The sequence below is a fragment of the Ruegeria sp. CDSA033 genome, assembly GCF_059612305.1.
In genome coordinates this window covers 262,567-288,203 of the sequence record NZ_JBXWQI010000001.1, presented here as the reverse complement: position 1 = coordinate 288,203, position 25,637 = coordinate 262,567, and the positions used below count along the sequence as shown (strand labels likewise).

Below are 25,637 nucleotides of genomic sequence, written 5' to 3'. Positions count from 1 at the left end.
GACTTGGTTGAGGGGCGTATAGACGGTGGCGAACAGGATGTGAAGAGGCAAAAAACAAGCCGATTTGAATTCCGCGGTGCCATCCTTATCTGTACTGCAGATAGAGTATATTTCCCCCCTCCCCGGAGCCCGCCCATGACCGCGCAAGATCCCCGCCCAATTGTCCAGATTGATATCGTCTCAGACATTGTGTGCCCCTGGTGCATCGTGGGGTTTCGCCAGCTGGACCTGGCTTTGAAAGAACAAAACGTGCTGGCTAATCTCAGATGGCATCCTTTTGAGCTGAACCCAAATATGCCGCCAGAGGGCCAGAACCTGCGCGAACATATTATGGAGAAGTATGGCTCTACGGTTGAGCAGAGCCAGCAGGCTCGCGATCGGCTGACCCAGATCGGCGCCGAGCTTGGCTTTACGTTCAACTTCAATGACGACAGCAGGATGGTGAATACTTTTGCAGCACATCAACTGCTGAACTGGGCCGAAACGCAAGGCCGCCAGCATCCGTTGAAGATGGCCCTGTTCGAGGCTTACTTTACCAATCAACAGGACGTATCCCAATCCGAGGTCCTGCTTGATGCGGCCCAAGTGGCGGGTCTGGACCGGGACGCTGCCCATGCGGCTCTGACTTCGGGCGATCACAGTGCGCCGGTTCGCGAAAAGCAACAGTTCTGGACCAGCCGTGCTGTTTCAGGTGTCCCGTCGATGGTGTTCGCTGGCAAGTACCTGGTGACCGGTGCGCAAGGGGCCGAAACCTATTCGGACCTGTTGCAGCGGTGCCTGACCGAGGCTGCGTGACCTCTTTTCTTCGCCCCGCCCCGGCGGTAAGGAGCCCCCATGGAATGGAAGATCACTGACGGGCTGACCGACTACAACGACGCCGTCGCCTTCATGGAGGCGCGCGTGGCCGCAATTGCGGCCGGTGAAGCAGATGAATGTGTGTGGCTGCTGGAGCATCCGCCGCTTTACACCGCCGGCACCTCGGCCCGGATCGAAGACCTGACCGACCCGGATCGCTTTCCGGTCTTTGAGGCCAAGCGCGGCGGTGAATACACTTATCATGGCCCCGGCCAGCGCGTGGCCTATGTGATGCTGGACCTGAACAAACGCGGCAAGGATGTGCGTCGTTTCGTCAAGCAACTGGAAGAATGGGTGATCGCAGCGCTTGCCGAGTTCAACGTGCATGGTGAAATCCGTGACGGTCGCGTTGGTGTTTGGGTGCGGCGCAATGACAAACCACTGACCGTTTCGGGCCAACCTGCCGAGGATAAGGTGGCGGCGATCGGATTGCGCTTGCGCAAATGGGTCAGCTTCCATGGCATCTCGATCAATGTCGAACCTGACCTTGAGCATTTTTCAGGCATCGTCCCCTGCGGCATCACCGAACATGGGGTTACGTCGCTTGTCGATCTGGGGTTGCCAGTCACCCTGGTGGACGTGGACACGGCCCTGCGGAAAACCTTTTCAGAGGCTTTTGACCCCGATAGGGCCTGAATCGATACCCGCGAATCGTTCAGAGTCAACATGTTGTCAACAATATCGCAATTTTTAGCAGCTCTGTTTCCACATTGAGCCGAAATTTCCCAATATTTACAGCGCAAAATGAGCAAATTATCCAAAAGCTCACTCAAATAGATACATCCTGCGTGTTTGAGGCTAATATAGACTTACCGTTCTTAGAGTGAGTGGTGTGTTAACCGGTGATCTTGGGTCATCCTGAGTAATCGGAAAGGTATTTGTTAACGAGTCTGCCGTTCCGACCCCAAATCGGAGCGGCAATTCCCATCCCACTCTATACTTTCTCTTCTGTATGCCCAAAACGAGACGACCCGACACACGCGCGGTCGATCTGCTCAAGCTCAAGCGTGGCGTGACCAATGGCAAACCGGTCGCGGAGCGAATGTCTGACGCTGGCTCTCACCCCTTCCGCATCAGCCCAGGCTGCCGCGTCCACGACCAGATGGGCCGTTAATGCAGGCTCTCGCTCCTGCATGCTCCACAAGTGGATATGGTGAACCTCGGACACTCCGGGTACACCCTCGATGGCCGAGGCAACTTCTTCCGGGTCCAGTTCGGGGGGCGCTGCCATCATCAGAACGCGGATCGTTTCGCCAATTTCACTTTTGACATGCCACAGTATGTAGACCGAAATCAGGATCGTGACGGCGGGGTCTACCCATGTCCAGTTGAACAGGATCACTGCAGTGCCGGCAATAATCACAGCCACCGATCCCAAGGCGTCCGCCACGTTGTGCAGAAAGGCCGCCCGGATGTTCATGCTGTCCTTGGCCATCGAGTAAGTTAGCGCAGCCGTGACAAGGTCCACAATCAAAGCCAGTGCCGCGATCCAGACGACCATCCAGCCGTTAACCGGCTCAGGCTCAAAAAACCGCATCACGCCTTCGTAGAACAAGTACACCGACAGCACGACCAGAGTGGTGTAGTTGACCAGCGCTGCGACGACCTCGGCCCGGCCATAGCCGAAGCTCATGCGTGGATCGGCAGGTCGGCGGGCGATTTTGCGTGCAAAAAAGGCGATGACCAGCGCGATAGCGTCAGAGAAATTGTGCAAGGCGTCGGCGATCAACGCCAGCGACCCTGAAAAAATGCCCCCAATGACTTGTGCCAGTGTCAGGAACATGTTGACGGCAATGGCCCAAGCAACACGCACGTCCCCTGCCTCCGGGTCTATGTGATGGTGCGCGTGGCTGTGCCCTTTATGAGAATGATCATGTGCCATCTGATATTTGTGTCCCTTGTTACGGCTGCACATTGCATGTAATTCCTCTAGTGACTAGAGGTTCAAGAGCCCTGAGGAAAAAAGATGTATTCAATCGGGTATCTGTCGCGTCACACGCAGGTCAAGATTCCGACCATCCGGTTTTACGAAGACAAAGGTCTGCTGCCTCGCCCGGATCGAACAGCGGGTAATCAGCGCCGGTACGACGACACTGCATTGAAACGGCTGCTTTTTATTCGCCATTGCCGCGATCTTGGTTTACCGCTGACCGATGTCGAGGGTTTACTGTCCCTGGAAGGCGCGTCTGGCGGCGACCTTGACCAAGCGCATGAAATTGCCGAAAGACAGCTGGCCGACCTGCGGGACCGTATTTCCCGCCTGCGCAGCCTCGAGGCGGAACTGACCCGAATTTCCAAAGCCTGCGATGGCAAGCACGACCATGTCTGCGCTGTGCTTCACGCATTTGGCGATCACAGTGAGTGTGCGGGGCCACACGTGCACTCGAAGTAACTGCCTCCCAGTCAACTCAGCGCGGCTTTGATCTTTTCGGCATGCTGCGCGATCAGGTCGAAATCGCCCATCGTTCCCGGCGCCCGTACAGCAACACCATCATGGCGCGGCAGAATATGGAAATGCAGGTGGAAAACCTCCTGCCCGCCGGCGGCCTCGTTGAATTGCTGGATCGTGACCCCGTCCGCATCGAACGCTGCTACGACAGCCTTGGCCATCTTCTGGACCGTTGCGGTCACAGCCGCCAGTTGTGCAGGCGTTGCGTCCAGAATGTTGCGGCAAGGGGTTTTGGGGATCACCAGCAGATGCCCGTCCGCGCGCGGCATGATATCCATGAAGGCCACCGTATCGTCATCTTCGTATACTCGGCTCGAAGGGATCTCTGCGCGCAAAATCTTGGCAAAAATATTCTCGGGATCATAGGCGGTCATTTCAATTCTCCGATTGACGCGTTGCCGACAGTTCTGCGGCGCACCCCGGCCCGGGTCAAGCGGGGAACGCAATTCCCAGCCGCCCCCTTGAATTCGGGGCGCTGATACCCAGATGAATGCGGAATTTGGTGAAAATTTCGTGGGTCGCCCTCCTGCCCGCGACAATTAATCTTGATCCAGATCAAACTCGACCATTGAAGGTCGTCCCCCCGCAATCTAAAACCAGCAGGAATCCCGCGCGTTGGAGAGGTCCAACTGCGCGGTGCAGTTGCAACAGGAGGCACCTATAATGGCAGACGCAGCCATTCATGGTCACGACCATGAAGACCAGCGCACATTTTTCCAGCGCTGGTTCATGTCGACCAACCACAAGGACATCGGGATTCTATACCTGGTCGTCTCGGCACTTGCCGGTCTGATTTCAGTTCTGATGACTGTTGTCATGCGGATCGAATTGATGGAACCCGGGGTGCAGCATATGTGCCTGGAAGGCTTCCGACTGTTCGGCAGCGGAGCCGAGCTCTGCACGCCTAACGGACACCTGTGGAACGTTATGATCACCTACCACGGTGTTCTGATGATGTTCTTCGTGGTCATCCCAGCGCTTTTCGGCGGATTTGGCAACTATTTCATGCCGTTGCAGATCGGTGCACCGGACATGGCCTTCCCGCGGATGAACAACCTGTCTTTCTGGCTTTATGTCGCTGGTACGTCGCTGGGTGTGGCCTCGTTGCTGAGCCCCGGTGGTAACGATCAGCTCGGTTCGGGCGTAGGCTGGGTTCTGTACCCGCCGCTGTCGACAACCGAAGGCGGCATGTCCATGGACCTTGCGATCTTTGCTGTGCACGTATCGGGCGCCTCCTCGATCCTCGGCGCGATCAACATGATCACCACCTTCCTGAACATGCGTGCCCCGGGCATGACCCTGTTCAAGGTGCCGCTGTTCAGCTGGTCGATCTTTGTCACCTCGTGGCTGATTCTGTTGTCCCTGCCGGTTCTGGCGGGTGCAATCACCATGTTGCTGATGGATCGCAACTTTGGCTTCACCTTCTTTGATCCCGCCGGTGGCGGCGATCCGATCCTGTATCAGCACATCCTGTGGTTCTTTGGCCACCCGGAAGTGTACATCGTGATCCTGCCTGGGTTCGGAATTATCAGCCACGTCATCGCGACCTTCTCGCGCAAGCCGGTCTTCGGTTACCTGCCGATGGTTTGGGCGATCATCGCGATTGGTGTGCTGGGCTTTGTCGTGTGGGCACACCACATGTACACCGTTGGCCTGTCACTTCGTCAGCAGGCGTACTTCATGCTGGCCACGATGGTCATTGCGGTGCCGACCGGGGTTAAGGTCTTCTCATGGATCGCGACCATGTGGGGCGGTTCGATCGAGTTCAAGACACCGATGCTGTTCGCCTTCGGCTTCCTGTTCCTGTTCACAGTTGGCGGTGTGACCGGTGTGGTTCTGTCGCAGGCCGGTGTGGACCGTGCGTATCACGACACCTATTACGTGGTTGCGCACTTCCACTACGTGATGAGCTTGGGTGCCGTGTTTGCGATCTTTGCGGGAATGTACTTCTACTTCTCCAAGATGACAGGTCGCCAGTACTCGGAATTCTGGGGCAAGGTTCACTTCTGGATGTTCTTCATTGGCGCCAACCTGACCTTCTTCCCGCAGCACTTCCTGGGCCGTCAGGGCATGCCGCGCCGCTACATCGACTACCCTGAGGCATTCGCCCAGTGGAACTATGTATCGTCGATTGGCGCGTTCATCTCGTTCGCCTCGTTCCTGCTGTTCTTCGGCATCGTGATCTACGCCTTGCTGCGTGGCAAGCGTGAGACTCGGCCGAACCCCTGGAACGAATACGCGGATACGCTGGAATGGACCCTGCCGACCCCGCCGCCCGAGCACACGTTCGAGCAGCTGCCAAAGCAGGAAGATTGGGATAAAGGCCACGCCCACTAATCCAGGCAACATAGACTGACAAAGCCCCGCAGATGCGGGGCTTTTCATTTTCTGACCTCAAGAATTAAACAGCGCTGGCATAGACTTGCCCGAGAATAAGCCGTTAGACTGATCTGCAATCGCCAATTGCGCAGGACCCGGTCGGTCATGATCCTTCACGACGGAATAACTGTACGACAGATGGTCAAAGGCTCCTTTGGCTTTATCTGCATCGTGCTGACATGGACGCTGCTGGTTGTACTGGCAGATGAACTCACGACAATCGAGCTGATCTCGAACCCCAGCCCGCCCGTCACCATGCTCGGGCTGGCAGTGGCGTTCTTTCTGGGCTTCAAAAACACATCGGCCTTTGCGCGCTGGTCCGAAGCGCGCAGCATCTGGGGCGAGATCGTCAATGCCAGCAGGGACTGGGGCAACACTATTAGCAACCTGGTGCTGCCCGACGGCACACCGATTGATCCCGCGCTGCGCGACGAACTGATCGAACGTCACATCGCATGGCTCAATATGCTTGCCTTTCAGCTGCGCCAACCCTCGCCGACAGGACGCAGCAGACGCCCATGGATGTTTGGACACAAACCTATATCTGACCGCACCGAGCTGCATCAAAAGCCCGAATGCTGGCGTGAATGCCAATTGGAAAGCGACTTGCCAAGGCTTGAAGGCAAGAGCAATCGCGCCTCCTATCTGTTGTTTCTTCAGGGCGAAAAGCTTGCTGAGTTGGCGCGTACCCGTGGCATTGACCCCTATTGGCACGTCGCCCTGATGGACCGCCTCGCGCGGTTTACGACGACACAAGGCCAGTGTGAGCGGATCAAAAACACACCGTTCCCAAGACAGGTTGCCGAGGTCGGTCGCGTCTTCAGTTGGATCTTCATCTTCATGCTGCCACTGGCGTTCAACGACGAGCGGTCAATTATCCCCGAAACAGATATCTCCGTATTGCAGCTCGTGATTTTCGACTGGCTGACATTCGCGCCGGTTGGGGCGCTGGTCTGCTGGATCTTCTTTGTCACCGAACGTGTCAGCGCCTCGATGGAGGATCCGTTCGAAGGGGATGTAACCGATGTTCCGATCTCGGCCCTGTGTCGCAGCATCGAGATTGACTTGCGGCAGATGACCGACTGCGGGGTTGCGCCGCAACCCGCGCAACCTATCGAAAAAGTTCTGTTTTAGAGCGACCCGATTTGGTGCGTCCGCAACGCCATTTCAGGGTGCGTTCGATAATCTGCCCAAATTAGGGTATCATGTATCCAGAAACCCTGGGATCGGAGCCATCAGATGCCCGAAATTGACTTTTGGTTTTCCATCGGCAGCACATACAGCTTCCTGACGATCATGCGCTTGGATGATTGGTGTGATGAGCATGACGCGACCGTCAATTGGCGACCGTTCAACGTGCGCACCGTGATGTCCGAACAACAGAACATTCCCTTTGCGGGCAAACCGGCCAAATCCGCATATATGTGGCGCGATATCGAACGGCGCGCCGCCAAGTACCACTTGCACGCCACGCTTCCAGCACCCTACCCGATCTCGGATCTTGCGCTGGCCAATCAGGTTGCCGTTTTGGGGATGTCGGATGGCTGGGGTAAATCCTTTACCCAAAACCTGTACCGCATCTGGTTCGAAGAAGGGATTGAGGCGGGCAGCGAAACGGCGTTGTCAGAAGCGCTGCATCGGTGTCAGCAGGACCCGCGTCTGACCCTTGCCCGCGCCCGCAGTCCTGACACGATCTCGGCCCTTGAAACCGAAACCGAACAGGCCACAAAGCTGGGCGTTTTCGGCGCCCCCAGCCTGGTCGTTCGCGGCGAGGTTTTCTGGGGCGATGACCGGCTGGACGACGCGTTGTCCTGGGCCAAAGTCGGACACGTCATCTGATCTTTCCTGTTAGACACCGGCAGTTGTTGCGCTATTTTTGCACCATGCCATATCGATGGAATCAAACCTCAAGTTCCGAGCAAGAGCTGCGCCTGTGGCCGCATAACTCACTGCCCCCACGCTGGGCGATGCGTGTGGTGTTGGCGGTCTTCCTGTTTGGCTTGATTCCCCTGATGGCTGTTCTTGGGTCGGTTTTGCTGTGGGGTTTGCTGCCATTCATGCTGTTGACCGTTCTGGGACTGTGGTTCGCGATACAGTCCAATTACCGTGCACGCAGCGTTTTCGAGGTGTTGACCTTGACTGGCTCGCAGGCCCGTCTGGTGCAGCATCACCCACAACGGGGGCAGCAGGAGTGGTCCTGCAACCGCTATTGGGCGCGTCCCGAAATGCATGAGCGCGGCGGCCCGGTCCCGAATTATGTCACACTGACCGGTGACGGCCGCGAAGTTGAAATCGGCGCGTTTCTGTCTGAGGACGAGCGGATTTCGCTGTTTGATGAGCTCACAAAAAAACTGCGCGAACCTGTCGCGCAGCCTTAGCATCTTCGCAAACAATAATGCTTAGCAGCTGCCGCCTGGCGCAGCGCAGAGCTGATCTTTGACCATCGGGCCAACCTTGCCGAAATCCATCTGGCCGGTGTAACGGGTTTTCAGCTCACCCATCACTTTGCCCATGTCGCGGATCGACCCGGCGCCGGTGGCCGTGATTGCGGTCTGAATGGCCTTGCTCACCTCGTCATCGTCCAATTGCTTGGGCAGGAATTCCTCGATGACCTCGACCTCGCGCAGTTCCCGTTCGGCCAGATCCAATCGGCTGCCCTCTTCATAAGCGCGGGCGCTTTCCTTGCGCTGCTTGGTCATTTTACCAAGAATTTCAAGCACCTCTGTGTCACCGCAGCCTTTGGCTTCTTCGTTGTCAGACGCGCGCGAGGCGATGTCACGGTCCTTGATCGCAGCATTAATCAGGCGCAGCGTCGACAGACGCTCGGCATCCTTGTCTTTCATTGCTTGCTTCAGGGCAGTGTTCACCCGTGATCGCATATCCATATGTTCTGTCCATCCCCATGGCAAAGGAACCTCGACCATATCGAAACAAAAAGCGCGATACAACAGGGGGCACATGTGGCTAACTAATTGATTTTAAACAATAGCCCAAAAATTGAACAGACTTGACCCGAGCGTACAACCCCCTTAGGTATGCGCCGGTTTACCTTGCAGGAGAGTCGCGCCATGGCCCAGAACGCCCCGTCCAAGCCCACCGCATGTCTGGCATTGGCCGACGGTACATTGTTCTACGGTATGGGCTTCGGCGCCACCGGCCAAACCGTGGCTGAACTGTGCTTTAACACCGCGATGACCGGATACCAGGAAATCATGACCGACCCCTCTTATGCGGGACAGATCGTGACCTTCACCTTCCCTCATATCGGCAATGTCGGCGTGAACCCCGAAGATGATGAGACCGGCGATCCGGTTGCCGCCGGGATGGTGGTCAAATGGGACCCGACCGAGCCATCGAACTGGCGCTCGACCGAGGAATTGAAAACCTGGCTCGCCCGCAGTGGCCGCATCGCCATCGGCGGTGTGGACACCCGCCGCCTGACCCGCGCCATCCGCCAGCAAGGCGCACCTCATGTCGCGTTGTCGCATGATCCCGACGGTAACTTTGATATCGAGGCCCTGGTTGCTGCCGCGCGCGGCTTTGCCGGTCTGGAAGGTATGGATCTGGCCAAAGAAGTCACCTGCGCCCAAAGCTATCGCTGGGATGAAATGCGGTGGGCCTGGCCGGACGGGTACAAACGTCAGGAAGCTCCGGTGCATAAAGTTGTCGCCGTGGACTATGGCGCAAAGCGCAATATCCTGCGCTGCCTCGCCTCGGCCGGATGCGACGTCACGGTTCTGCCTGCAACGGCGACGGCCGCCGAGGTGCTGGCCCATAATCCCGATGGCGTGTTCCTGTCGAACGGCCCCGGCGACCCGGCAGCCACCGGTGAATACGCCGTGCCTATGATCAAAGAGGTTCTGGACGCCACCGACCTGCCCGTCTTTGGCATCTGTCTGGGACACCAGATGCTGGCGCTGGCTTTGGGCGGCCATACCGTCAAGATGAACCACGGCCACCACGGGGCCAACCATCCGGTCAAAGACCTGGATACCGGCAAGGTCGAGATCACCTCGATGAACCATGGCTTCGCGGTGGACGCCCAGTCCCTGCCCGACGGCGTTGTGGAAACCCACCGCTCGTTGTTTGACGGGTCCAACTGCGGCATCCGCATGACCGATCGCCCTGTCTATTCAGTGCAGCACCACCCCGAGGCATCGCCTGGCCCACAGGACAGCTACTATCTGTTTGAACGCTTTGCCGAAGCTATGGCAGACAAGAAAGCACAGGCTTAACCGCCTCATCGTTTAGTGTTAACGCGCTGTTAACCTTGATTGAGCCACCCTGACGCGGGTCACCGTGTCAGGGTTTTTTTATGGTTGAACATAGCCTGCAGCAATTCGCGCGCGCCGCGCCTATTTCCAATCGGCCGCGGAAACCCCTAGGCACCTGTTTGGTCGAACGTGGATGCATCACCACCGCGCAACTGGAAATGGCGCTGCATCTGCAGTCCAGACAACAGGCCCCGCTGGGCGAGATCCTTGTAGGTGAGGGTTGGATCAGCCGTCAGGAAGTCATGGATGCTTTGTCCGAGCAGACCAACCTGCAAATTGCCGATCTGAAAGACACGCCCACCTCCCCGAGCTTATGTGACATCAAACCGGTCGAGTTCTGGCTGAAGCATAATGTGATCCCATGGCAACGCATCGGCCCGATCCTGCTGATCGCGACCGCTGATCCGAACCGCTTTGCCGCGGTCCGCGCCGCCCTGTTCGACACTGAACACACGATTGCCCCGGTACTTGCATCGGCCAGTCAGATTGATCACGCGATTGCCAGCGCATTTTCCGAAACTTTGGCAAAAGGCGCGGAAACCCGGGTCGACAAGGATCAGAGCTGTCGATCATGGACGCCGACAAAGCGCGCGGGTCCCATCGCGGCCCTTGCGGGACTTCTTTTCTTTTTTACAGCCTTTCCTCTGCTTGGTCTGGCTGCTCTTTTGACCACGGCCACCGTTTCACTGCTCTTGTTCATGGTTTTGCGCATTGTGGGCTTGGTCTCATACCTTATGAGATGCCGCCAAGTGTGCCCAACGCCCGAGCCTGTCCCGCTGCGATTGCCACGCGTATCGATGATGGTGCCCCTTTACAAAGAACGAGAAATAGCAGGCGCTTTAATAAAGCGGCTGCAACGCCTGACCTACCCAAAAGCTTTGTTGGACGTCATTCTGGTGCTGGAAGCCACAGATGAGGTTACGCGCACCACATTAAGCCGAGTGGTTCTGCCCAGCTGGATCAGAACGGTGGAAGTCCCGGAACTGAACGGACTGACGACAAAGCCCCGCGCGATGAACTACGCGCTGGATTTTTGCCGTGGCGACATTCTGGGTGTGTGGGATGCCGAGGACGCCCCGCAACCAGATCAGATCGAACGGGTGGTCCGGCATTTTGCGCGGGCTGACGAAGATGTCGTTTGTCTGCAAGGTGTTCTGGACTATTACAACCCGCGCACAAATTGGCGGTCACGCTGTTTTACCATCGAGTACAACAGCTGGTTTCGGATCATCCTACAAGGCATTGCGCATCTGGGTCTGGTCGTCCCGCTTGGGGGCACAACATTCTTTTTTCGCAGGGATAAATTGCTGGAGCTTGGCGGTTGGGATGCCCACAACGTGACCGAAGATGCAGATCTGGGTGTGCGCCTCAGCCGCGCGGGCTATCGAACCGAGATGGTTGATACCACCACCTATGAAGAGGCAAACTTTCGTGCCTGGCCCTGGGTCAAACAACGTTCGCGCTGGCTGAAGGGGTTCATGGTGACCTATCTTGTGCACATGCGCGCGCCGCGACGCCTGTTTAACGAATTGGGATTCAAACGCTTTTTCGGCTTTCAGGCGTTCTTCTTGGGCACTATTGGCCAGTTTCTACTGGCACCGGTCCTATGGCTGTTCTGGTTGGCGACACTGGGCTTGCCTGGCCCGTTCGATCCGCTTCTGTCTGATTGGACCTTCTACGCACTCATCAGCCTGTTTCTGGTGGCCGAGATCACCAATCTGATCGTTGGAATGCTGGCCGTAGCAGCACAAGAAAGACGGTTCCTGATGCCGTGGGTTCCAACAATGCCACTATATTTTCCGCTAGGCGTATTAGCCGCCTACAAAGCCCTGTGGGAACTGGCCAGCAACCCGTTCTTCTGGGACAAAACTCAGCATGGGCAGGCCCGCGAAGAAGTACAGCCACACTGACGGTCATTTCTCGCGCAGCACCGCATCCTGTTTCAGCCGGGTCATGAAGGCCACCGAGATGTGTTCTTTCAGCGCGCGCTCTGCCGCCTCTTCATCCCGTGCGGTGATCGCCTCGACAATGCCCTTATGCTCACTTTGCGCAATCTCGCCACGACCCTGAACGGCAAGCGAGGTCGTAGCCATCAGAGCCATTGTGCGGTGCACAAGATTCAGTTGCTGCACCAGATACCGGTTGTGCGAAGCCAGATGGATCTGTTCATGAAACCGCCGGTTGGCCCGCGACAGTGCCGTTGGATCATTTACCAGCGCATCGTCAGCGGCGACCATGTCCTGCAGCACTTTGATCTCTTCTTCGGTGGCGTGTTTCGCGGCCAGCTTTGCGGCCAACCCCTCCAACTCGCGCCGAACCACATAAAGTTCGGCCATTTGGTTGTGATCCAATGAGGCCACGATCAGTGATCGTCCGTCACGCTCTAGCAGGGATTGCGTCTCAAGGCGCTGCAACGCTTCGCGGATCGGTGTGCGAGACACGCCAAATCGTTCTGCCAGCTCACTTTCGACCAATCGGTCGCCGGGCTTGTATACGCCCACATCAATCGCTTCGAGAATTAGGCTATAGGCGTCTTTGTTGGGCTGACGGGATTGCGGCATGGGGTGTTTCTTCTCCTCGTTCGGACATGTCTATCCGCCTCAGGCCCGTGCAATCAAGTGTAGCATTGAAAACCTGTGCATGGCGGCCTAAACCCAACCCATGGTCAAACCTTCTTTTTCGCACGTCACCCAATGGGTGTTCGACCTCGACAACACGCTGTACCCGCCTCATATGCAACTATTCGACCAGATCGAGGTTCTGATGACGGATTACGTGGTGCAGGCCATTGGCGTCGACCGGGCCGAGGCGGATCGTCTGCGCTCGCACTATTGGCGGGAATACGGCACCACGCTGGCTGGCTTGATGGCCGAGCATGACCTGGACCCCGAACCTTATCTGTACGCCGTGCATCAGGTAGACATGAGCCACATGGACCCCGACGCCGAACTGGCCGACCACATCAGGTCCTTGCCCGGCCGTCGCATTGTCTACACCAACGGCAGCGCGCCTTATGCCGAACGTGTGCTAAAAGCACGCGGCCTCAGCGGTTTGTTCGATGCGGTTTATGGCGTAGAACACGCGGGCTATCGTCCAAAACCCGAACAGGCCGCGTTCGAGGCGATCTTTGCACAGGATGGCATCGACGCCGACAAGGCGGCCATGTTTGAAGATGATCCGCGCAATCTGACTGCTCCGCACGCGATGGGAATGCGCACAGTTCACGTCGCGCCCGAGCCGCATAAGGCTGAGCATATCCACCATCATACCGACGATTTGACCGCGTTTCTGGCCCGCCTGCGATAGGCTGTCACACTGCGACGATCTGCACATTCTGCAGGTGCATCATCGACCCTATATGCGCCTCAGCGACGAACAGAATCGGAGACCCCATGAGCGCGATCGAGATGCCCGGACGCCTGCCCATCTGGCAGCGCCTGTTATTTGCAGTTCCCCTGTTTGGCTGGCTGGCCAAGGATGCCGCTCATGCAAGGGGCGCAGATTGGGGTTATACAGCGGCCGCGATTTTCAGCATGTGGGGCTGTTCTGCCCTGTTGTTCGGTCTGCCGGGCCTATACATCCCGGCCGTGATGATGGTGCCGGTGATGTTCCTGATCCTTATCCTGATTTCACGCGGCTGACACGCGGGACAGGATGTCACTTGGCGCCCGATGCAGAACCGAACTAGGGTCTGCCAAACACTCGGAGGCCAAGGTCATGAAAGACAGCTGTGACATCCTGATTTCCGGCGGAGGAATCGCTGGTCTGACCGCTGCGGCCGCCTTTGGAACCGCCGGGTTCGACGTTATTTGTGTCGACCCTACACCCCCAATAACCGAGCGCGATGTGGACGGCTCTGATTTGCGGACCACCGCCTTTTTGCAACCGGCGCACGGCTTGTTAGAGCAATGCGGGTTGTGGCAACGGCTGGACGCACACGCGGCCCCCTTGCAGATTATGCGGATTGTGGACGCAGGCGGAGATGTTCCTGAACCCCGCGTGGTACGCGATTTCAACGCCGCAGATATTTCGGACCAACCCTTTGGCTGGAACCTGCCCAACTGGCTGCTGCGGCGCGAGATGGTGGCACGACTGGCCGAACTGCCCAATGTCGATTTCCGCCCCGGTACAGGCACCGTCAGCCTGTTCACCCGCACTGCCGAAGCACGCGTGGGGCTAAGTGACGGCAGCCGCATTCGTTGCAAGCAGGTGGTCGCCGCTGACGGGCGCAACTCTCCCATGCGCGAGGCGGCTGGGATCAAGGTCCATACAACGCGCTATGGCCAGAAGGCATTGGCCTTTGCGGTCACACATCCCATCCCGCACGACAATGTTTCGACGGAAATTCACCGCTCGGGTGGGCCCTTCACCCTGGTCCCCCTGCCTGACTGGCAGGGGCAACCGTCTTCGGCAATTGTGTGGATGGAGCGCGGACCCCGCGCGGTTGAGTTGCTGAACACCGAGTCCGAGGCGTTTGAGGCGCTGATGACCGAACGGTCCTGTGGGTTGTTCGGACCGTTAAAACTGGCCTCGCGCCGGACCATCTGGCCGATCATCAGCCAGTCAGCAGAACGTCTGGCTGGCGAGCGAGTCGCGCTGATGGCAGAGGCCGCCCATGTGGTGCCACCAATTGGAGCACAGGGATTGAACATGTCGCTGGGTGATCTGAGCAGCCTGCTGGAACTGGCGCAGGCCCGTCCTGAAGGTCTGGGCGATGCGCAGATGCTCGATGCCTATCACAAGGCTCGCCATACCGAAATCGAGATGCGGGTCAAAGGCATCGACCTGCTGAACCGCGCCTCGATGATCGAAGCGCGGCCGCTAAGGGACGTGCGGGCAATGGGGCTGAATGCGCTCTATTCTCTACCGGCTGTTCGCAAGACCTTGATGCAAATGGGCCTCGGCGTACGCTAAGGCCCGAACAGTTTCACAGAACCTGATCCAGCACGCGCTTGAGCCGTCCGATGGTGCCGTCAACGTCATACAATTTGTCCAAACCGAACAGACCAAGGCGGAAGGTGCTGAAACCTTCGGGTTCATCACATTGCAACGGCACACCTGCTGCGATCTGCATGCCCAAAGCGGCAAATTTCTTGCCATTCTGAACATCCGGGTCCGAGGTATAGCTGACCACGACACCCGGCGCGCCAAATCCGTCTGCTGCAACAGAGATAATACCGTATCCCTTCAAGAGCTCCCGCACTCCATTTCCCAGCTTCCATTGAGCATTTCGAAGAGTTTCCCAACCGCTTCGCTCGGTCTCGACCATCGTATCGCGGAACGCCTTCAACGCATCCGTGGGCATGGTCGCGTGATACGCGTGCCCGCCATTTTCATAGGCCTGCATGATCTGCCGCCACTTTTTCAGGTCGACGGCAAAACTGTCCGAAGTTGTCTCATCCAAACGCGCCTCGGCACGTTCCGACAGCATGACCAGACCCGCGCAGGGCGATGCGCTCCACCCTTTCTGGGGGGCCGAGATCAAAACGTCTACGCCAGTGGCCTTCATGTCGACCCAGGCACACCCCGAGGCGATGCAGTCCAGTACCATCAAGGCCCCAACCTCATGCGCCGCTGCGGCCATGGCTGTTACGTAGTCATCGGGCAGAATGACACCGGCCGAGGTCTCCACATGTGGAGCAAAAACAACATCCGGACGCTGTTCACGGATTGTTGAAACAACCTCGTCAATCGGTGCGGGGGCAAAGGGCGACGGGCTGGAATTGCCGGTTTCACGGGCTTTGAGAACCGTCGCTGACGCCGTCAGATCACCGGATTCGATAATCTGGCTCCAACGGTAGGAAAACCACCCATTCCGGACGACCAGTACATTGGCGTTGCGTGCAAATTGCCGGGCGACGGCCTCCATCCCATAGGTGCCGCCACCAGGGATAATGGCCACACCATCCGCGTTATATACATCCTTCAGCAACCCCGAGATGTCGCGCATCACCTGTTGAAACTGAACTGACATGTGGTTCAGAGACCGATCCGTAAACACGACCGAGAACTCTTCGAGCCCAGAGGGATCGACGGTGTCCAATAGCGCTGGCATGGTTTGTCCTTTCAAATTGTCGTCAGCGGCCTCGCGACCCGGGTTAATTTGCCGAGACCCGTACTGAACCCGAATATCTGACCTAAGGGAACTAAAAACAAAACACTCAAATGATATTTTGTTGGTCGAATTTGGCAAGAAATGACGCCAATTAGTGTCAGCTGCCCTTTACACTCTGACGTGTTTCTGACCAGATGCACTCACTTTACAGAAGAAAGGTATTTCGACAGGTGAATGCGCATAAGCGGATCAGTTTTCAAGTTGTAAGGGACGAAGTCAAACGGCGGATTGAAAGCCGTATTTGGCCGCAGGGATCGCTTCTGCCAACCGAAACGCAACTTGCCGAGGAATTCAATTGCGCACGCGCGACAGTGAACCGTGCCCTGCGCGAACTGTCCGATCAGGGCTTTGTCGAGCGCAAACGCAAAAGCGGGACCCGAGTCAAAAAGGAACCCAGTAAGCATGCCAAACTGGAATTTTCTTTGGCTCGTCAAACGGTTGAAAACCAAAATGCAACCTATCGGTACTCGCTGGTTGAACGCAACGTGGTCGCAAGTCCCGGTTGGCTGGCTTCGCAGATCGGTGTATCGGCGGACATTCGCGTCCTGCAAGTCATCTGTATGCACTATGCAGACAACCGTCCCTTCCAATTGGAAGAACGCTGGATCAACATAGATGCGGTGCCCGAAATCGAACATGCCGATCTGACCAACCACGGCCCTCATGAATGGCTACTGAACGCCTCTCCGTTTACCGAGGCTGAGGTCTCCTTTTGCGCGATCTCTGCGGACGGACGATTGGCGGAATTCATGGGAACAACCCCCGGAACGTCGATGATCCAGCTAGAGCGCACGACCTGGAAGAACGGAAATCCGATGGCATTTGCCCGGATGACACACCATCCCGGATATTGCATCCGCACGCGGTACTGAACGGGCTTATCCGATCGGTCCCGGCAAACGTTCCTCGCTTAGCAGGACGTTGGCTTCGACATCTCCTGCGCCGGGCAAGGTCAAGATCCGACGGCGCAGGACCCGCTCAAAATCCGACAGGTCGCGGGCAACCACCCGCAGGCGATAATCGTACAAACCCAGCACATGCTCGACGGTCTGAACTTCTGGAATAGCACTGACGGCACGCTCAAAATCCTCCAGGCTGACCTGACCCTTGCGCGCCAGTTTCACGCCAAGGAATACTGTCACGCCGAATCCCAACGCCTCGGCATTCAGGCGCAGCCGACGACCTTTGATAACGCCCGAGGTTTCCAGCCGGCGGATGCGCCGCCATGTTGCCGGTTGTGACAGGCCAAGCTTACGCCCCAACGCCCCGGCGCTCTGGGAGGCGTCCTGAGCCAACGCACACAGTATTTTTCGGTCCAGCTCATCCAATTCGGTCATACCGGCAAGACCTCTTCGCTCTTGACCCTCGCGATATGCATCAAGGCCTCAATATCCGCGATATGCGGCAGGGTCAGAATGCGGTCACGGTAGAGTTGTTGGTAGTGTGACATGTCCCTGGCAATCACCGACAGCCGCACATCCACCCTGCCCAGAAATGTTTGCAATTCGATCACCTCGGGCACTTGCCGGGCGGCGGCAGTAAATTCGTCAAACGCGCGCGATTGCGTCTTGTCCAGCGTTACGCGCAGCGAAACCTCGACAGCATACCCAAGCGCCGCCCAATCGATCACGGCCTCCTGCCCCTGGATTATTCCGGTTGCCTGCATCTTTTCGACCCGGCGCCAGCAGACACCCTGGCTGATACGGCAACGCTCGGCCAGTTCCGCAGCAGTCAGGCTGGGATCGGCCTGAAAGTGGCGCAGGATTCGGCGGTCTATGTCATCAAGCATGAATTTTTCGCATTTCTGGTGTTACACGAATTATTCTTCATCTTTTTCACAAATACTCAAGTGCAACCCTATCGCCAATACAACATCCGGCAGGTAAAACCCTCGGCAATCTAACCAGAAAGGACCGGCGACATGCGCGTCTATTACGATCGCGATTGCGACATCAACCTGATCAAAGACAAGAAAGTGGCGATCCTGGGCTACGGCAGCCAAGGCCACGCCCACGCACTGAACCTGCGCGACTCGGGCGCGAAGAACCTTGTCGTCGCTCTGCGCGAAGGCTCCGCATCGGCCAAGAAAGCTGAAGCCGAAGGCCTGGAAGTCATGGGCATCGCCGAAGCGGCAGCCTGGTGCGACGTCATCATGTTCACCATGCCCGACGAACTGCAGGCCGAGACCTACAAGAAATACGTGCATGACAACATCAAGCCGGGCTCTGCCATTGCCTTTGCCCATGGCCTGAACGTGCACTTCGGATTGATCGAGCCGAAAGAAGGCATTGACGTCATCATGATGGCCCCCAAAGGCCCCGGCCACACCGTACGCGGCGAATACGTCAAAGGCGGCGGCGTGCCTTGCCTGGTAGCTGTTGACAGCGACGCGACCGGAAAGGCTCTGGAAATCGGCCTGTCCTATTGCTCGGCCATCGGTGGCGGCCGCTCGGGCATCATCGAAACCAACTTCCGCGAAGAGTGCGAAACCGACCTGTTCGGTGAGCAGGCCGTTCTGTGCGGCGGTATCGTCGAACTGATCCGTTGTGGTTTCGAAACTCTGGTTGAGGCAGGTTATGCGCCTGAAATGGCCTATTTCGAGTGTCTGCACGAAACCAAGCTGATCGTTGACCTGATCTATGAAGGCGGTATCGCGAACATGGATTACTCGATCTCAAACACTGCCGAATACGGCCAGTACGTCACCGGCCCACGGATCCTGCCCTATGAGCAGACCAAGAAAGCGATGAAAGAGACGCTGTCGGACATCCAAACCGGCAAATTCGTGCGTGACTTCATGCTGGAAAACGCTGTTGGTCAGCCGACCATCAAAGCGGCTCGCCGCCACAATGATGAGCACCAGATCGAGCAGGTTGGTAAGAAACTACGCGACATGATGCCGTGGATTTCCGCCGGCAAGCTGGTCGATCAGGAAAAGAACTGATCCCACCAAGCGAATGCGAAGGGGCGGCCCATCAGGCCGCCCTTTTTTGGCCAAGCCTCAAGGCGAAACTAAGATGGTCCAGCACCCCACATCCCGCGATTGGAGCGGTGTTATCACCCTCGGCCTGATCTGGGGCGGGACGTTCATGGTCGTTGCCATGGCACTGGAAGGGTACGGACCTATCACCGTCGCCACCGCGCGCACTACGTTGGGTGCCATGATGTTGCTGGGGTTGATGGCGGTCACAAACCGCAAGCTACCTTCCGGATCCGCCGCCCTTTGGACCTCGGTCATTGTGATCGGTATCTTGTCGTCTGCCCTGCCCTTTGTTTTGCTAAGCTGGGGACAGCAATACGTGCCTTCGGCCTTTGCCGGCCTGTCGATGGCCGCGATTCCGCTGATGGTTCTGCCGCTGGCACATTTCTTTTCAGACGAGCCTTTGAACCTGAGAAAACTGGTGGGCGTGACCCTTGGATTCAGCGGTGCTTTGGTGTTGATTGGCCCCGGTTTGGCGCAACTCGGCCACGGGTCAGAACCTCTGGCGCAGCTAGCATGCATCGGGGCCGCCTTGTGTTATTCCCTGGCGTCGATCTTCACCCGTCAATGTCCGCCCATTGATCCTGTGGTTCTGGCCGCCCTAACCCTGCTGGTCGGCGCAGTAATCCTGCTGCCGATCATGTTCGTGACTGAAGGCGTCCCGACATGGGAAGGTACCCGCCCAAGCATTGCCATCATCGTTTTGGGGTTGGTCCCTACGGCATTCGCAACACTGCTGCGCGTATCCGTCATTCGCAGCGCAGGATCGGTGTTCATGACACTCGTTAACTACCAAGTGCCAATCTGGTCGATGGTGTTCGGCGCATGGGTCCTGTCCGAGGCGTTGCCGCTGCGCTTTTTCGTGGCGCTGGCCATGATCCTGACAGGTCTTGCCATCAGTCAGTGGTTCAGCCTGCGAAAGATGCTGACCGGGCGCTAGCCTGTGACGGCCTCGACCTCGGCAACGATGCCGTCGACAACCTGGGTCAACAGCGCGTCATCTTCACATTCCGCCATGACGCGGATCAGAGGTTCCGTACCCGACTTCCGGATCAGCAATCGCCCCTGCCCGTTCAGCCGCGCCTCGGCGTCAGAAATTGCAGCCTGCACGCTGGCGGCCTCAAGCGGGGCTTGTCCTTCTCCATAACGCACGTTCTTCAGCATTTGCGGTACGGTTTCGAACTGCACCGACAATTCCGATGCTTTGCGACCCGTATGAACCATCTCTGCCAGGAAATGGAGGCCCGCCATCAGGCCGTCACCGGTGGTCGCATAGTCGCTCATGACGATATGGCCTGATTGTTCGCCGCCCAGATTGAACCCGCCTTCGCGCATCCGTTCAACGACATAGCGGTCCCCGACGCCGGTGCGCTCCAGACGCAGGCCATGGCTTTCAAGATGACGTTCCAGGCCAAGGTTCGACATAACCGTTGCAACCAGCGCGCCGCCTTTCAGGCGGTCAGCCTCGGCCCAGCTGGTCGCCAAAAGCGCCATCAACTGATCGCCATCCGCGACCTGACCATTCTCGTCGATCATAACGACGCGATCGGCGTCGCCGTCCAAACAAATCCCGACATCTGCACCATGGGCCACGACGGTTTCGGCAGCCAGCTGCGGTTTGGTCGAGCCACAGTTGAGGTTGATATTCTTACCATTCGGCGTAATGCCGACCGGGATCACTTCGGCACCTAATTCCCACAAAACCTCGGGCGCCGTGCGGTGCGCGGCCCCATTGGCGCAATCGACAACAACTTTTAGCCCGTCAAGACGCAAGTCACGCGACAGCGAGGATTTGACGCGCTCACCATATCGGAACCGCGCATCATCTACCCGTCTGGCACGGCCGATATTCCGTGCCTGCGCAGGTTTGACACCTTCTTCGATTAGCCTTTCAATCTCGAGTTCCGCCTGATCAGACAACTTGTATCCGTCAGGACCAAAGAACTTGATACCGTTGTCCTCGGCCGGGTTATGGCTGGCCGAGATCATCACCCCAAGATCCGCACGCATCGATCGTGTCATCAGACCGACGGCGGGCGTCGGCACCGGCCCAAGCAGCAACACGTTCATCCCGGTCGAAGTCAATCCGGCCGTCAGGGCGTTTTCCACCATATAACCGGACAGGCGCGTATCTTTACCGATCACAACGCGGTGGACGTCGGATTGATCGCGGCGGAAGTAACGGCCAGCGGCGGCCCCGATGCGCAATGCCATTTCGGCCGTGATTGGATGGGTATTGGCGGTCCCCCGCACCCCATCGGTTCCGAACAGCTTGCGCATAATGTCACTCCGTCATTTCTTGCCTACCTCCGGCTTACCGGACGGCGGCCCAAAGGCGCAAGGCCTGAGCGGTTTCTGCAACATCGTGCACGCGCAGAATTTGAACGCCTTGTGACAATCCAGCCAGCCCGACGGCGATTGATCCAGGCGCGCGGGCGTCCTTGCGCGGCTCTTTGCCAATTTGTCCAATAATACCTTTTCGGGACACGCCCAACAGGATCGGACAACCTAAACCATGAAACAGGCTGATCCCCTGCAGCAAGGCCAGGTTATGTGCCTCGGTCTTGCCAAACCCGATGCCTGGATCAACGATAATCTGATCCCGGTCCAACCCGAGGTTTTCGAGACGATCCACCTGACCTCCAAGGAAATCGTAGACGTCCAGCAGAACGTCGTCATAGGTCGGATTGTCCTGCATCGCGCCTGGGTCGCCCTGCATGTGCATCACACAAACCGGGGCGCCAACTTTTACACAAAACGGTGCCAACTGCGGATCAAAGGTAAAGCCGGTTACGTCGTTGATCAGCCCTGCTCCGGCCTCCCACGCTGCTTTGGCGACGGCGAATTTGCGCGTATCGATGGATATCAACGCATCAGTGCGGGATTTGATGGCTTCGATCAGGGGGCGGGTCCGGGCGATCTCTTCATCTTCGGGCACGAAGGTTGCGCCGGGTCGGGTCGATTCGCCGCCGATATCCAGAATGGTTGCGTCTTGTGAAACCATCTGTTCAGCCGCAGATTGGGCCGCGCTGACCGAATTGTGCACACCGCCATCCGAGAAACTATCTGGGGTCGCATTCAGAATGCCCATAATGTGCGGGCGATCCATGGCAAGGCCCGCAACATCGGCACGCGGACGCGTCAGTCGGTCCAGCGCATCACCTGGTACATCCTGCACGGCAATGATCATTGGACGTTCTTTTCGGCTTAACCGTTCAACATGGGTAAACCAAAGCGGCTGGCCAGCTAGCGGCACTGAACTCGGCGGACGGTTCGGACTATGCTGAACCAGAGGTCGAAAATAAGCGGTCACAGTTGTGCCTGATCCACCGAGATCGCACGCAAAGGGGTTTCAGGGGCGTCGGGCAGCGCACCGCCGATCACCATCATCTCGCTCGCCTCAAAAGTGGCAGCAAACCATGATGCCAGCGCGACCGCATCCGAAGGTGCCGCCGATTGGCCGTCAACAGCATCCAGTACAATTTTTGAGGGTGCCCAGACGCAAATCTGGCCATTCTTCATGGCCCAATCCAGCTCGGTCCGCGTTGAAACGACAACGCAGCGGTGATCGCGGGCAGCCAAGACCCAGGCGTTCTGTTCAATCGCCAACAGATCAATTCGGCGTTGGGTCATCGCGTGGCCAGTCAGTGAAACAGGCATATCCGCCGCGCCGACACATAGGATCAACGGGCGTTCACGATTTTCCAGCTGATCGATCCACCCGGTCAGATTGGACGAGGCAATGGCCTCATTCGACAGGAAAGCCAGACGGGGATGCGGGCGCTCTTCCTCGACGACGTCGTGGTGAGTCTTGTCTTTTCCGCGCACAATCTCGACACCCAAGGCGCCGGGACCGCGATCAAGTTTTTCTATTCTGACAAAAGCTCTTACAGCCTGAGGCTCAAGTAGAATACGTTCCGCCACGCGGTCCGCCAGAGTTTCCAGAAGATTAAGACGTTCGGCCGAAAGCTCAAATGCAATCGCTTCGGTCACCCGGTCGTAGGACAGGATGCGATCCACGTCATCGTCGATGGGATCGCTCAAAGGGCGAACTTCAACCACGATGTTAAAGCAAATCCGCTGGGTCGTTCCACGTTCGGCCTGAAACGCGCCGATTTCAACCTCGACGATATGATCACGCAGAGAAATACGATCCAACGGCCCCCGGGCAGCGGTCGCTTCGGACCGCTCGGACGGGTGCGCAAAGGCAAGACGGATTTCAGAGCTCATACAGGCGGACCTTTTCGGGCTTTGTGGACGTATTTGCCCAAAATAAACGATGCGCGGGCGTATAACACCGCAACATGCGTCTTTCCAGCCATCGAATGCGGCGTCAGGTTACGCGGAACCAGCTCATCATACCCGAAGCAGCGTGCCCCAGCATATGGCAATGCAGCAGCCAGTCTCCCGGATTGTCCGCGACCAACGCGATCTGACGGGTCTGGCCCCGGTCCACCAGCACGGTGTCGCGCCAGGGCCCCAAACTGCCATCCGGCAGGACGAGCCGGAAGTGGTGACCATGCAGATGCATCGCATGTGGAAAGACAGTTTCGTTCACAAACTCGATCCGGTGCACCTGACCCAGACGCGCATCCAGAAACGGATCCTTGGGTCGTTCCGCGTATCCGTTCAACGCCCAGAACCGGCCCAGTTGAGCCAGCTCACGGCCTGTCAGGTCCTGATCGCCAAGCTTGGCCCCTTCCAGCCATCGCATCGCACCGCCCTGCAGGGACATACGATGCAGCGGTGCCTGATCATACTGAAATTCAGGCATATTGTTCGCAGGCAATGGTTCAATACCCTGCCTTTGCGATGTGGACGCTTCGGAAACTTGAAAGCGTACCAAGCCATAGCCGCCATCCCGCTCGATACTGGCAAGACCCGCGACATCCCCGGACGCGGACGTCACATCCACGACAAGGTCCGCCCGTTGTGCGGGCGCAAGTGGAAAGCTGTCCTCTACAGGCAATGGAACTGCCAGCGGCATGCCATCCAGTGCCACGATCCAACCCGCCAGCCCGTCCAACGCCAAATCAAATATCCGAGCGTTCGATGCATTGATCAGACGCAATCGCAATCGTTCCCCCGATCCAACAGGATAAGCCGGATCAAAGCCGCCATTGACGGACACCAGATTACCCAGCCGCCCCGCATGGCTAAGGTCGTGTCCATTGTCAAAATCATCCACGATATGCGCGCTTTCAGGGTCCAGCCGCCAATCATCCAACATCAGCGTCAGATCCTGATCAACATCCGGCGGGTTAGATTCTTCAACGATCAGGGGTCCATAGAGACCTCGGGCAACCTGCTCAGTGGACCGATTGTGTGAATGATACCAATAGGTTCCCGCATCGGGCGCAGCAAAGTCATAGTCGAAGGATTGGCCCGTCTCGACCGCGTCCTGCGTCAACCCGGGCACGCCATCCATTGCGTTGTCGATTCGAATCCCGTGCCAATGCACTGCCGTCGGTTGAGACAGGTTGTTTATCAGCTTGCGACTGACGCGCCCGCCCTGAGGCAATCGAATGTCGACACCGGGAACGCGACCGCCATAGGTCCAAACCGGCGTAGCTGGATATCCGTCAGGCGCAATCTGTTGCAGCGCTTCTTGCGCCACCAGATCAGAGCTGACAGCATGCGCCCCCTTTGGCAACAGGGCGAGCGCGGTCGAAGTTTGCAAAAACCGTCTGCGGGATAACATCATGGCGGACCTCCTGGCCCGCTACATAAGGCAGAAAACGCCCCGCGCCATCAAGGTTCCAGCGCGGGTGCGTCAATCAGTTGCTCGCGGTCCGATAGTTGTGGCGGTAAAAAATGTGAACGCCGATCCGGGCCGTTTCTTTGTAGACGCGCGACCATGACGGTCGCACCGCCTTGGTATGGTAATGGGTCGCCCCTTCGGTCAGCCCGACGCCAACGCCGTCGATTGCCGCGCGGGCAACCTTGGACACACGCTCATAGGCTCTTTTCTCGCGGATAACTTCTTTCTGACCATCGCAGGTGTAGGTGAACTGGCATTGGTACTTCTTACCGGTTCCCTGCTTGATCACCCCGCACAGCGAACTTGGAAAGCGGCTACTTTTGACCCGATTCAGGATCACCTCGGCCACGGCAAACTGACCGCGAACGCTTTCGCCGCGCGCTTCAAAGTAAAGCGCCTCAGCCAGACATTTGAAATTCTCGTCACCAGCGGCAGTCGGCAGTTGATCCAGCCAATCCTTGGAATAGGACACCTGTTGCAGCACAGGTTCTTTACGAGGCTTAAACAGGCCTAAGTAATCACGAAACTTTTGCCCGGGCAATTCGCTCCGGGTTACTAGTTCGCGTTTGGCAGATTCGGTGGCTTCCCTCTCGGCGACGGAAACACTCGGCAGCACGGTTGCTGCCAATGTGGCAACAGCCAATATGTATCGTAGCATCAGATAACCTCGCACAGGCACAATTAGCGCCGTACCCTCCCCCGGCGGGCGCGATGAGGCTCATACCGAATTCAAACGGCGACGTCCAGTTCTGACGGAAAAGCAAGTGGAAAATCGCCGTTTCGTCAACAATATTTGACGACGGCGCTTTCTGTTACCTACTAAT

Annotated in this window: 27 protein-coding genes; 15 read left to right on the top strand and 12 right to left on the bottom strand. The window is 57.6% G+C overall.

The features are described from left to right. Nucleotides 1-135 precede the first annotated feature (135 nt). A complete protein-coding gene (locus AC2FLA_RS01490; RefSeq protein ID WP_496719943.1) occupies nucleotides 136-795 on the top strand; it encodes a DsbA family oxidoreductase in 660 nt (219 codons plus the stop codon). Nucleotides 796-834: 39 nt separating this feature from the next. Continuing rightward, nucleotides 835-1,491, top strand: coding sequence for a lipoyl(octanoyl) transferase LipB (gene lipB, locus AC2FLA_RS01485; RefSeq protein WP_496719941.1), 657 nt, complete (start codon nucleotides 835-837; stop codon nucleotides 1,489-1,491). A 298-nt stretch (nucleotides 1,492-1,789) separates the two neighbouring features. Here the strand turns inward: lipB and AC2FLA_RS01480 are convergent, their stop codons facing one another. Next, nucleotides 1,790-2,737, bottom strand: coding sequence for a cation diffusion facilitator family transporter (locus AC2FLA_RS01480; protein ID WP_496719940.1), 948 nt, complete (start codon nucleotides 2,735-2,737; stop codon nucleotides 1,790-1,792). An 84-nt stretch (nucleotides 2,738-2,821) separates the two neighbouring features. Between AC2FLA_RS01480 and AC2FLA_RS01475 the strand changes: the two genes are divergently transcribed. Continuing rightward, entirely contained in the window at nucleotides 2,822-3,247 is a 426-nt protein-coding gene (locus AC2FLA_RS01475) for a MerR family transcriptional regulator (protein WP_496719939.1), read from the top strand. Nucleotides 3,248-3,258: 11 nt separating this feature from the next. Here AC2FLA_RS01475 and AC2FLA_RS01470 read toward each other — a convergent pair whose 3' ends face one another. Further along, the gene (locus AC2FLA_RS01470; protein ID WP_282118720.1) at nucleotides 3,259-3,678 is read right to left on the bottom strand and encodes an HIT family protein; all 420 of its coding nucleotides are present in this window, start codon (nucleotides 3,676-3,678) and stop codon (nucleotides 3,259-3,261) included. Between the two features lie 289 nt (nucleotides 3,679-3,967). On the opposite strand from AC2FLA_RS01470, the gene ctaD reads away from it, so the two are divergent. From ctaD to AC2FLA_RS01450, 4 genes are all read left to right on the top strand, one after another. After that, nucleotides 3,968-5,641: a cytochrome c oxidase subunit I gene (gene ctaD / locus AC2FLA_RS01465; protein ID WP_058277640.1), complete on the top strand. Its 1,674-nt coding sequence runs from the start codon at nucleotides 3,968-3,970 to the stop codon at nucleotides 5,639-5,641. 147 nt (nucleotides 5,642-5,788) lie between these two features. After that, nucleotides 5,789-6,817 (top strand): bestrophin family protein, encoded by a 1,029-nt coding sequence (locus AC2FLA_RS01460; RefSeq protein ID WP_496719937.1) that lies wholly within the window; start codon nucleotides 5,789-5,791, stop codon nucleotides 6,815-6,817. A 105-nt stretch (nucleotides 6,818-6,922) separates the two neighbouring features. Next, the gene (locus AC2FLA_RS01455; protein WP_113789062.1) at nucleotides 6,923-7,522 is read left to right on the top strand and encodes a 2-hydroxychromene-2-carboxylate isomerase; all 600 of its coding nucleotides are present in this window, start codon (nucleotides 6,923-6,925) and stop codon (nucleotides 7,520-7,522) included. Between the two features lie 44 nt (nucleotides 7,523-7,566). Beyond that, nucleotides 7,567-8,061 carry a DUF2244 domain-containing protein gene (locus tag AC2FLA_RS01450; RefSeq protein ID WP_496719935.1) on the top strand — a complete coding sequence of 165 codons (495 nt, stop codon included), beginning with the start codon at nucleotides 7,567-7,569 and terminating at the stop codon, nucleotides 8,059-8,061. 21 nt (nucleotides 8,062-8,082) lie between these two features. Here the strand turns inward: AC2FLA_RS01450 and AC2FLA_RS01445 are convergent, their stop codons facing one another. Continuing rightward, nucleotides 8,083-8,568: a GatB/YqeY domain-containing protein gene (locus tag AC2FLA_RS01445; protein ID WP_058274249.1), complete on the bottom strand. Its 486-nt coding sequence runs from the start codon at nucleotides 8,566-8,568 to the stop codon at nucleotides 8,083-8,085. Between the two features lie 183 nt (nucleotides 8,569-8,751). On the opposite strand from AC2FLA_RS01445, the gene carA reads away from it, so the two are divergent. Together carA and AC2FLA_RS01435 are read left to right on the top strand one after the other, a co-directional pair. Next, a complete protein-coding gene (gene carA, locus AC2FLA_RS01440; protein WP_496719933.1) occupies nucleotides 8,752-9,918 on the top strand; it encodes a glutamine-hydrolyzing carbamoyl-phosphate synthase small subunit in 1,167 nt (388 codons plus the stop codon). Nucleotides 9,919-9,998: 80 nt separating this feature from the next. Next, complete coding sequence (locus AC2FLA_RS01435) at nucleotides 9,999-11,867, top strand: glycosyltransferase (RefSeq protein WP_496719931.1); 1,869 nt, start codon at nucleotides 9,999-10,001, stop codon at nucleotides 11,865-11,867. Nucleotides 11,868-11,870: 3 nt separating this feature from the next. Here the strand turns inward: AC2FLA_RS01435 and AC2FLA_RS01430 are convergent, their stop codons facing one another. Then, nucleotides 11,871-12,518, bottom strand: a complete 648-nt coding sequence (locus tag AC2FLA_RS01430; RefSeq protein ID WP_058273905.1) for a GntR family transcriptional regulator — start codon at nucleotides 12,516-12,518, stop codon at nucleotides 11,871-11,873. Between the two features lie 100 nt (nucleotides 12,519-12,618). Here AC2FLA_RS01430 and AC2FLA_RS01425 point away from each other — a divergent pair, with 100 nt between their 5' ends. From AC2FLA_RS01425 to AC2FLA_RS01415, 3 genes are all read left to right on the top strand, one after another. Continuing rightward, nucleotides 12,619-13,263 carry a pyrimidine 5'-nucleotidase gene (locus tag AC2FLA_RS01425; RefSeq protein ID WP_496719929.1) on the top strand — a complete coding sequence of 215 codons (645 nt, stop codon included), beginning with the start codon at nucleotides 12,619-12,621 and terminating at the stop codon, nucleotides 13,261-13,263. 86 nt (nucleotides 13,264-13,349) lie between these two features. After that, nucleotides 13,350-13,598 (top strand): hypothetical protein, encoded by a 249-nt coding sequence (locus AC2FLA_RS01420; RefSeq protein ID WP_109312021.1) that lies wholly within the window; start codon nucleotides 13,350-13,352, stop codon nucleotides 13,596-13,598. A 76-nt stretch (nucleotides 13,599-13,674) separates the two neighbouring features. Next, nucleotides 13,675-14,871, top strand: a complete 1,197-nt coding sequence (locus tag AC2FLA_RS01415; protein ID WP_496719927.1) for a UbiH/UbiF family hydroxylase — start codon at nucleotides 13,675-13,677, stop codon at nucleotides 14,869-14,871. A 13-nt stretch (nucleotides 14,872-14,884) separates the two neighbouring features. On the opposite strand, the gene AC2FLA_RS01410 is transcribed toward AC2FLA_RS01415, so the two are convergent. Beyond that, complete coding sequence (locus AC2FLA_RS01410; RefSeq protein WP_496719925.1) at nucleotides 14,885-16,012, bottom strand: aminotransferase class V-fold PLP-dependent enzyme; 1,128 nt, start codon at nucleotides 16,010-16,012, stop codon at nucleotides 14,885-14,887. 230 nt (nucleotides 16,013-16,242) lie between these two features. On the opposite strand from AC2FLA_RS01410, the gene hutC reads away from it, so the two are divergent. Next, entirely contained in the window at nucleotides 16,243-16,944 is a 702-nt protein-coding gene (hutC, locus tag AC2FLA_RS01405) for a histidine utilization transcriptional repressor HutC (protein WP_282118729.1), read from the top strand. Between the two features lie 6 nt (nucleotides 16,945-16,950). Here hutC and AC2FLA_RS01400 read toward each other — a convergent pair whose 3' ends face one another. Together AC2FLA_RS01400 and AC2FLA_RS01395 are read right to left on the bottom strand one after the other, a co-directional pair. Continuing rightward, nucleotides 16,951-17,409 carry an Lrp/AsnC family transcriptional regulator gene (locus AC2FLA_RS01400; RefSeq protein ID WP_496719923.1) on the bottom strand — a complete coding sequence of 153 codons (459 nt, stop codon included), beginning with the start codon at nucleotides 17,407-17,409 and terminating at the stop codon, nucleotides 16,951-16,953. After that, nucleotides 17,406-17,861, bottom strand: a complete 456-nt coding sequence (locus tag AC2FLA_RS01395) for an Lrp/AsnC family transcriptional regulator (RefSeq protein ID WP_108858913.1) — start codon at nucleotides 17,859-17,861, stop codon at nucleotides 17,406-17,408. Before AC2FLA_RS01395 ends, AC2FLA_RS01400 begins: the two co-directional genes overlap by 4 nt. Before the next feature lie 132 nt (nucleotides 17,862-17,993). Between AC2FLA_RS01395 and ilvC the strand changes: the two genes are divergently transcribed. Further along, nucleotides 17,994-19,016: a ketol-acid reductoisomerase gene (gene ilvC / locus AC2FLA_RS01390; protein ID WP_058273912.1), complete on the top strand. Its 1,023-nt coding sequence runs from the start codon at nucleotides 17,994-17,996 to the stop codon at nucleotides 19,014-19,016. Nucleotides 19,017-19,089: 73 nt separating this feature from the next. Continuing rightward, nucleotides 19,090-19,992, top strand: a complete 903-nt coding sequence (locus tag AC2FLA_RS01385) for a DMT family transporter (protein WP_108859107.1) — start codon at nucleotides 19,090-19,092, stop codon at nucleotides 19,990-19,992. On the opposite strand, the gene glmM is transcribed toward AC2FLA_RS01385, so the two are convergent. The 5 genes from glmM to AC2FLA_RS01360 form a co-directional block, all read right to left on the bottom strand. Next, the gene (gene glmM, locus AC2FLA_RS01380) at nucleotides 19,989-21,332 is read right to left on the bottom strand and encodes a phosphoglucosamine mutase (protein ID WP_496719920.1); all 1,344 of its coding nucleotides are present in this window, start codon (nucleotides 21,330-21,332) and stop codon (nucleotides 19,989-19,991) included. The genes AC2FLA_RS01385 and glmM overlap by 4 nt on opposite strands. 34 nt (nucleotides 21,333-21,366) lie before the next feature. Further along, nucleotides 21,367-22,365: a dihydropteroate synthase gene (gene folP / locus AC2FLA_RS01375; RefSeq protein ID WP_496719918.1), complete on the bottom strand. Its 999-nt coding sequence runs from the start codon at nucleotides 22,363-22,365 to the stop codon at nucleotides 21,367-21,369. Then, nucleotides 22,362-23,282 (bottom strand): dihydroneopterin aldolase, encoded by a 921-nt coding sequence (locus AC2FLA_RS01370; RefSeq protein WP_496719916.1) that lies wholly within the window; start codon nucleotides 23,280-23,282, stop codon nucleotides 22,362-22,364. The genes folP and AC2FLA_RS01370 overlap by 4 nt, the downstream gene beginning before the upstream one ends. 103 nt (nucleotides 23,283-23,385) lie before the next feature. After that, nucleotides 23,386-24,756, bottom strand: coding sequence for a multicopper oxidase family protein (locus AC2FLA_RS01365; RefSeq protein WP_496719914.1), 1,371 nt, complete (start codon nucleotides 24,754-24,756; stop codon nucleotides 23,386-23,388). A 73-nt stretch (nucleotides 24,757-24,829) separates the two neighbouring features. Then, nucleotides 24,830-25,471: a cell wall hydrolase gene (locus tag AC2FLA_RS01360; protein WP_058277625.1), complete on the bottom strand. Its 642-nt coding sequence runs from the start codon at nucleotides 25,469-25,471 to the stop codon at nucleotides 24,830-24,832. Nucleotides 25,472-25,637: the final 166 nt, after the last annotated feature.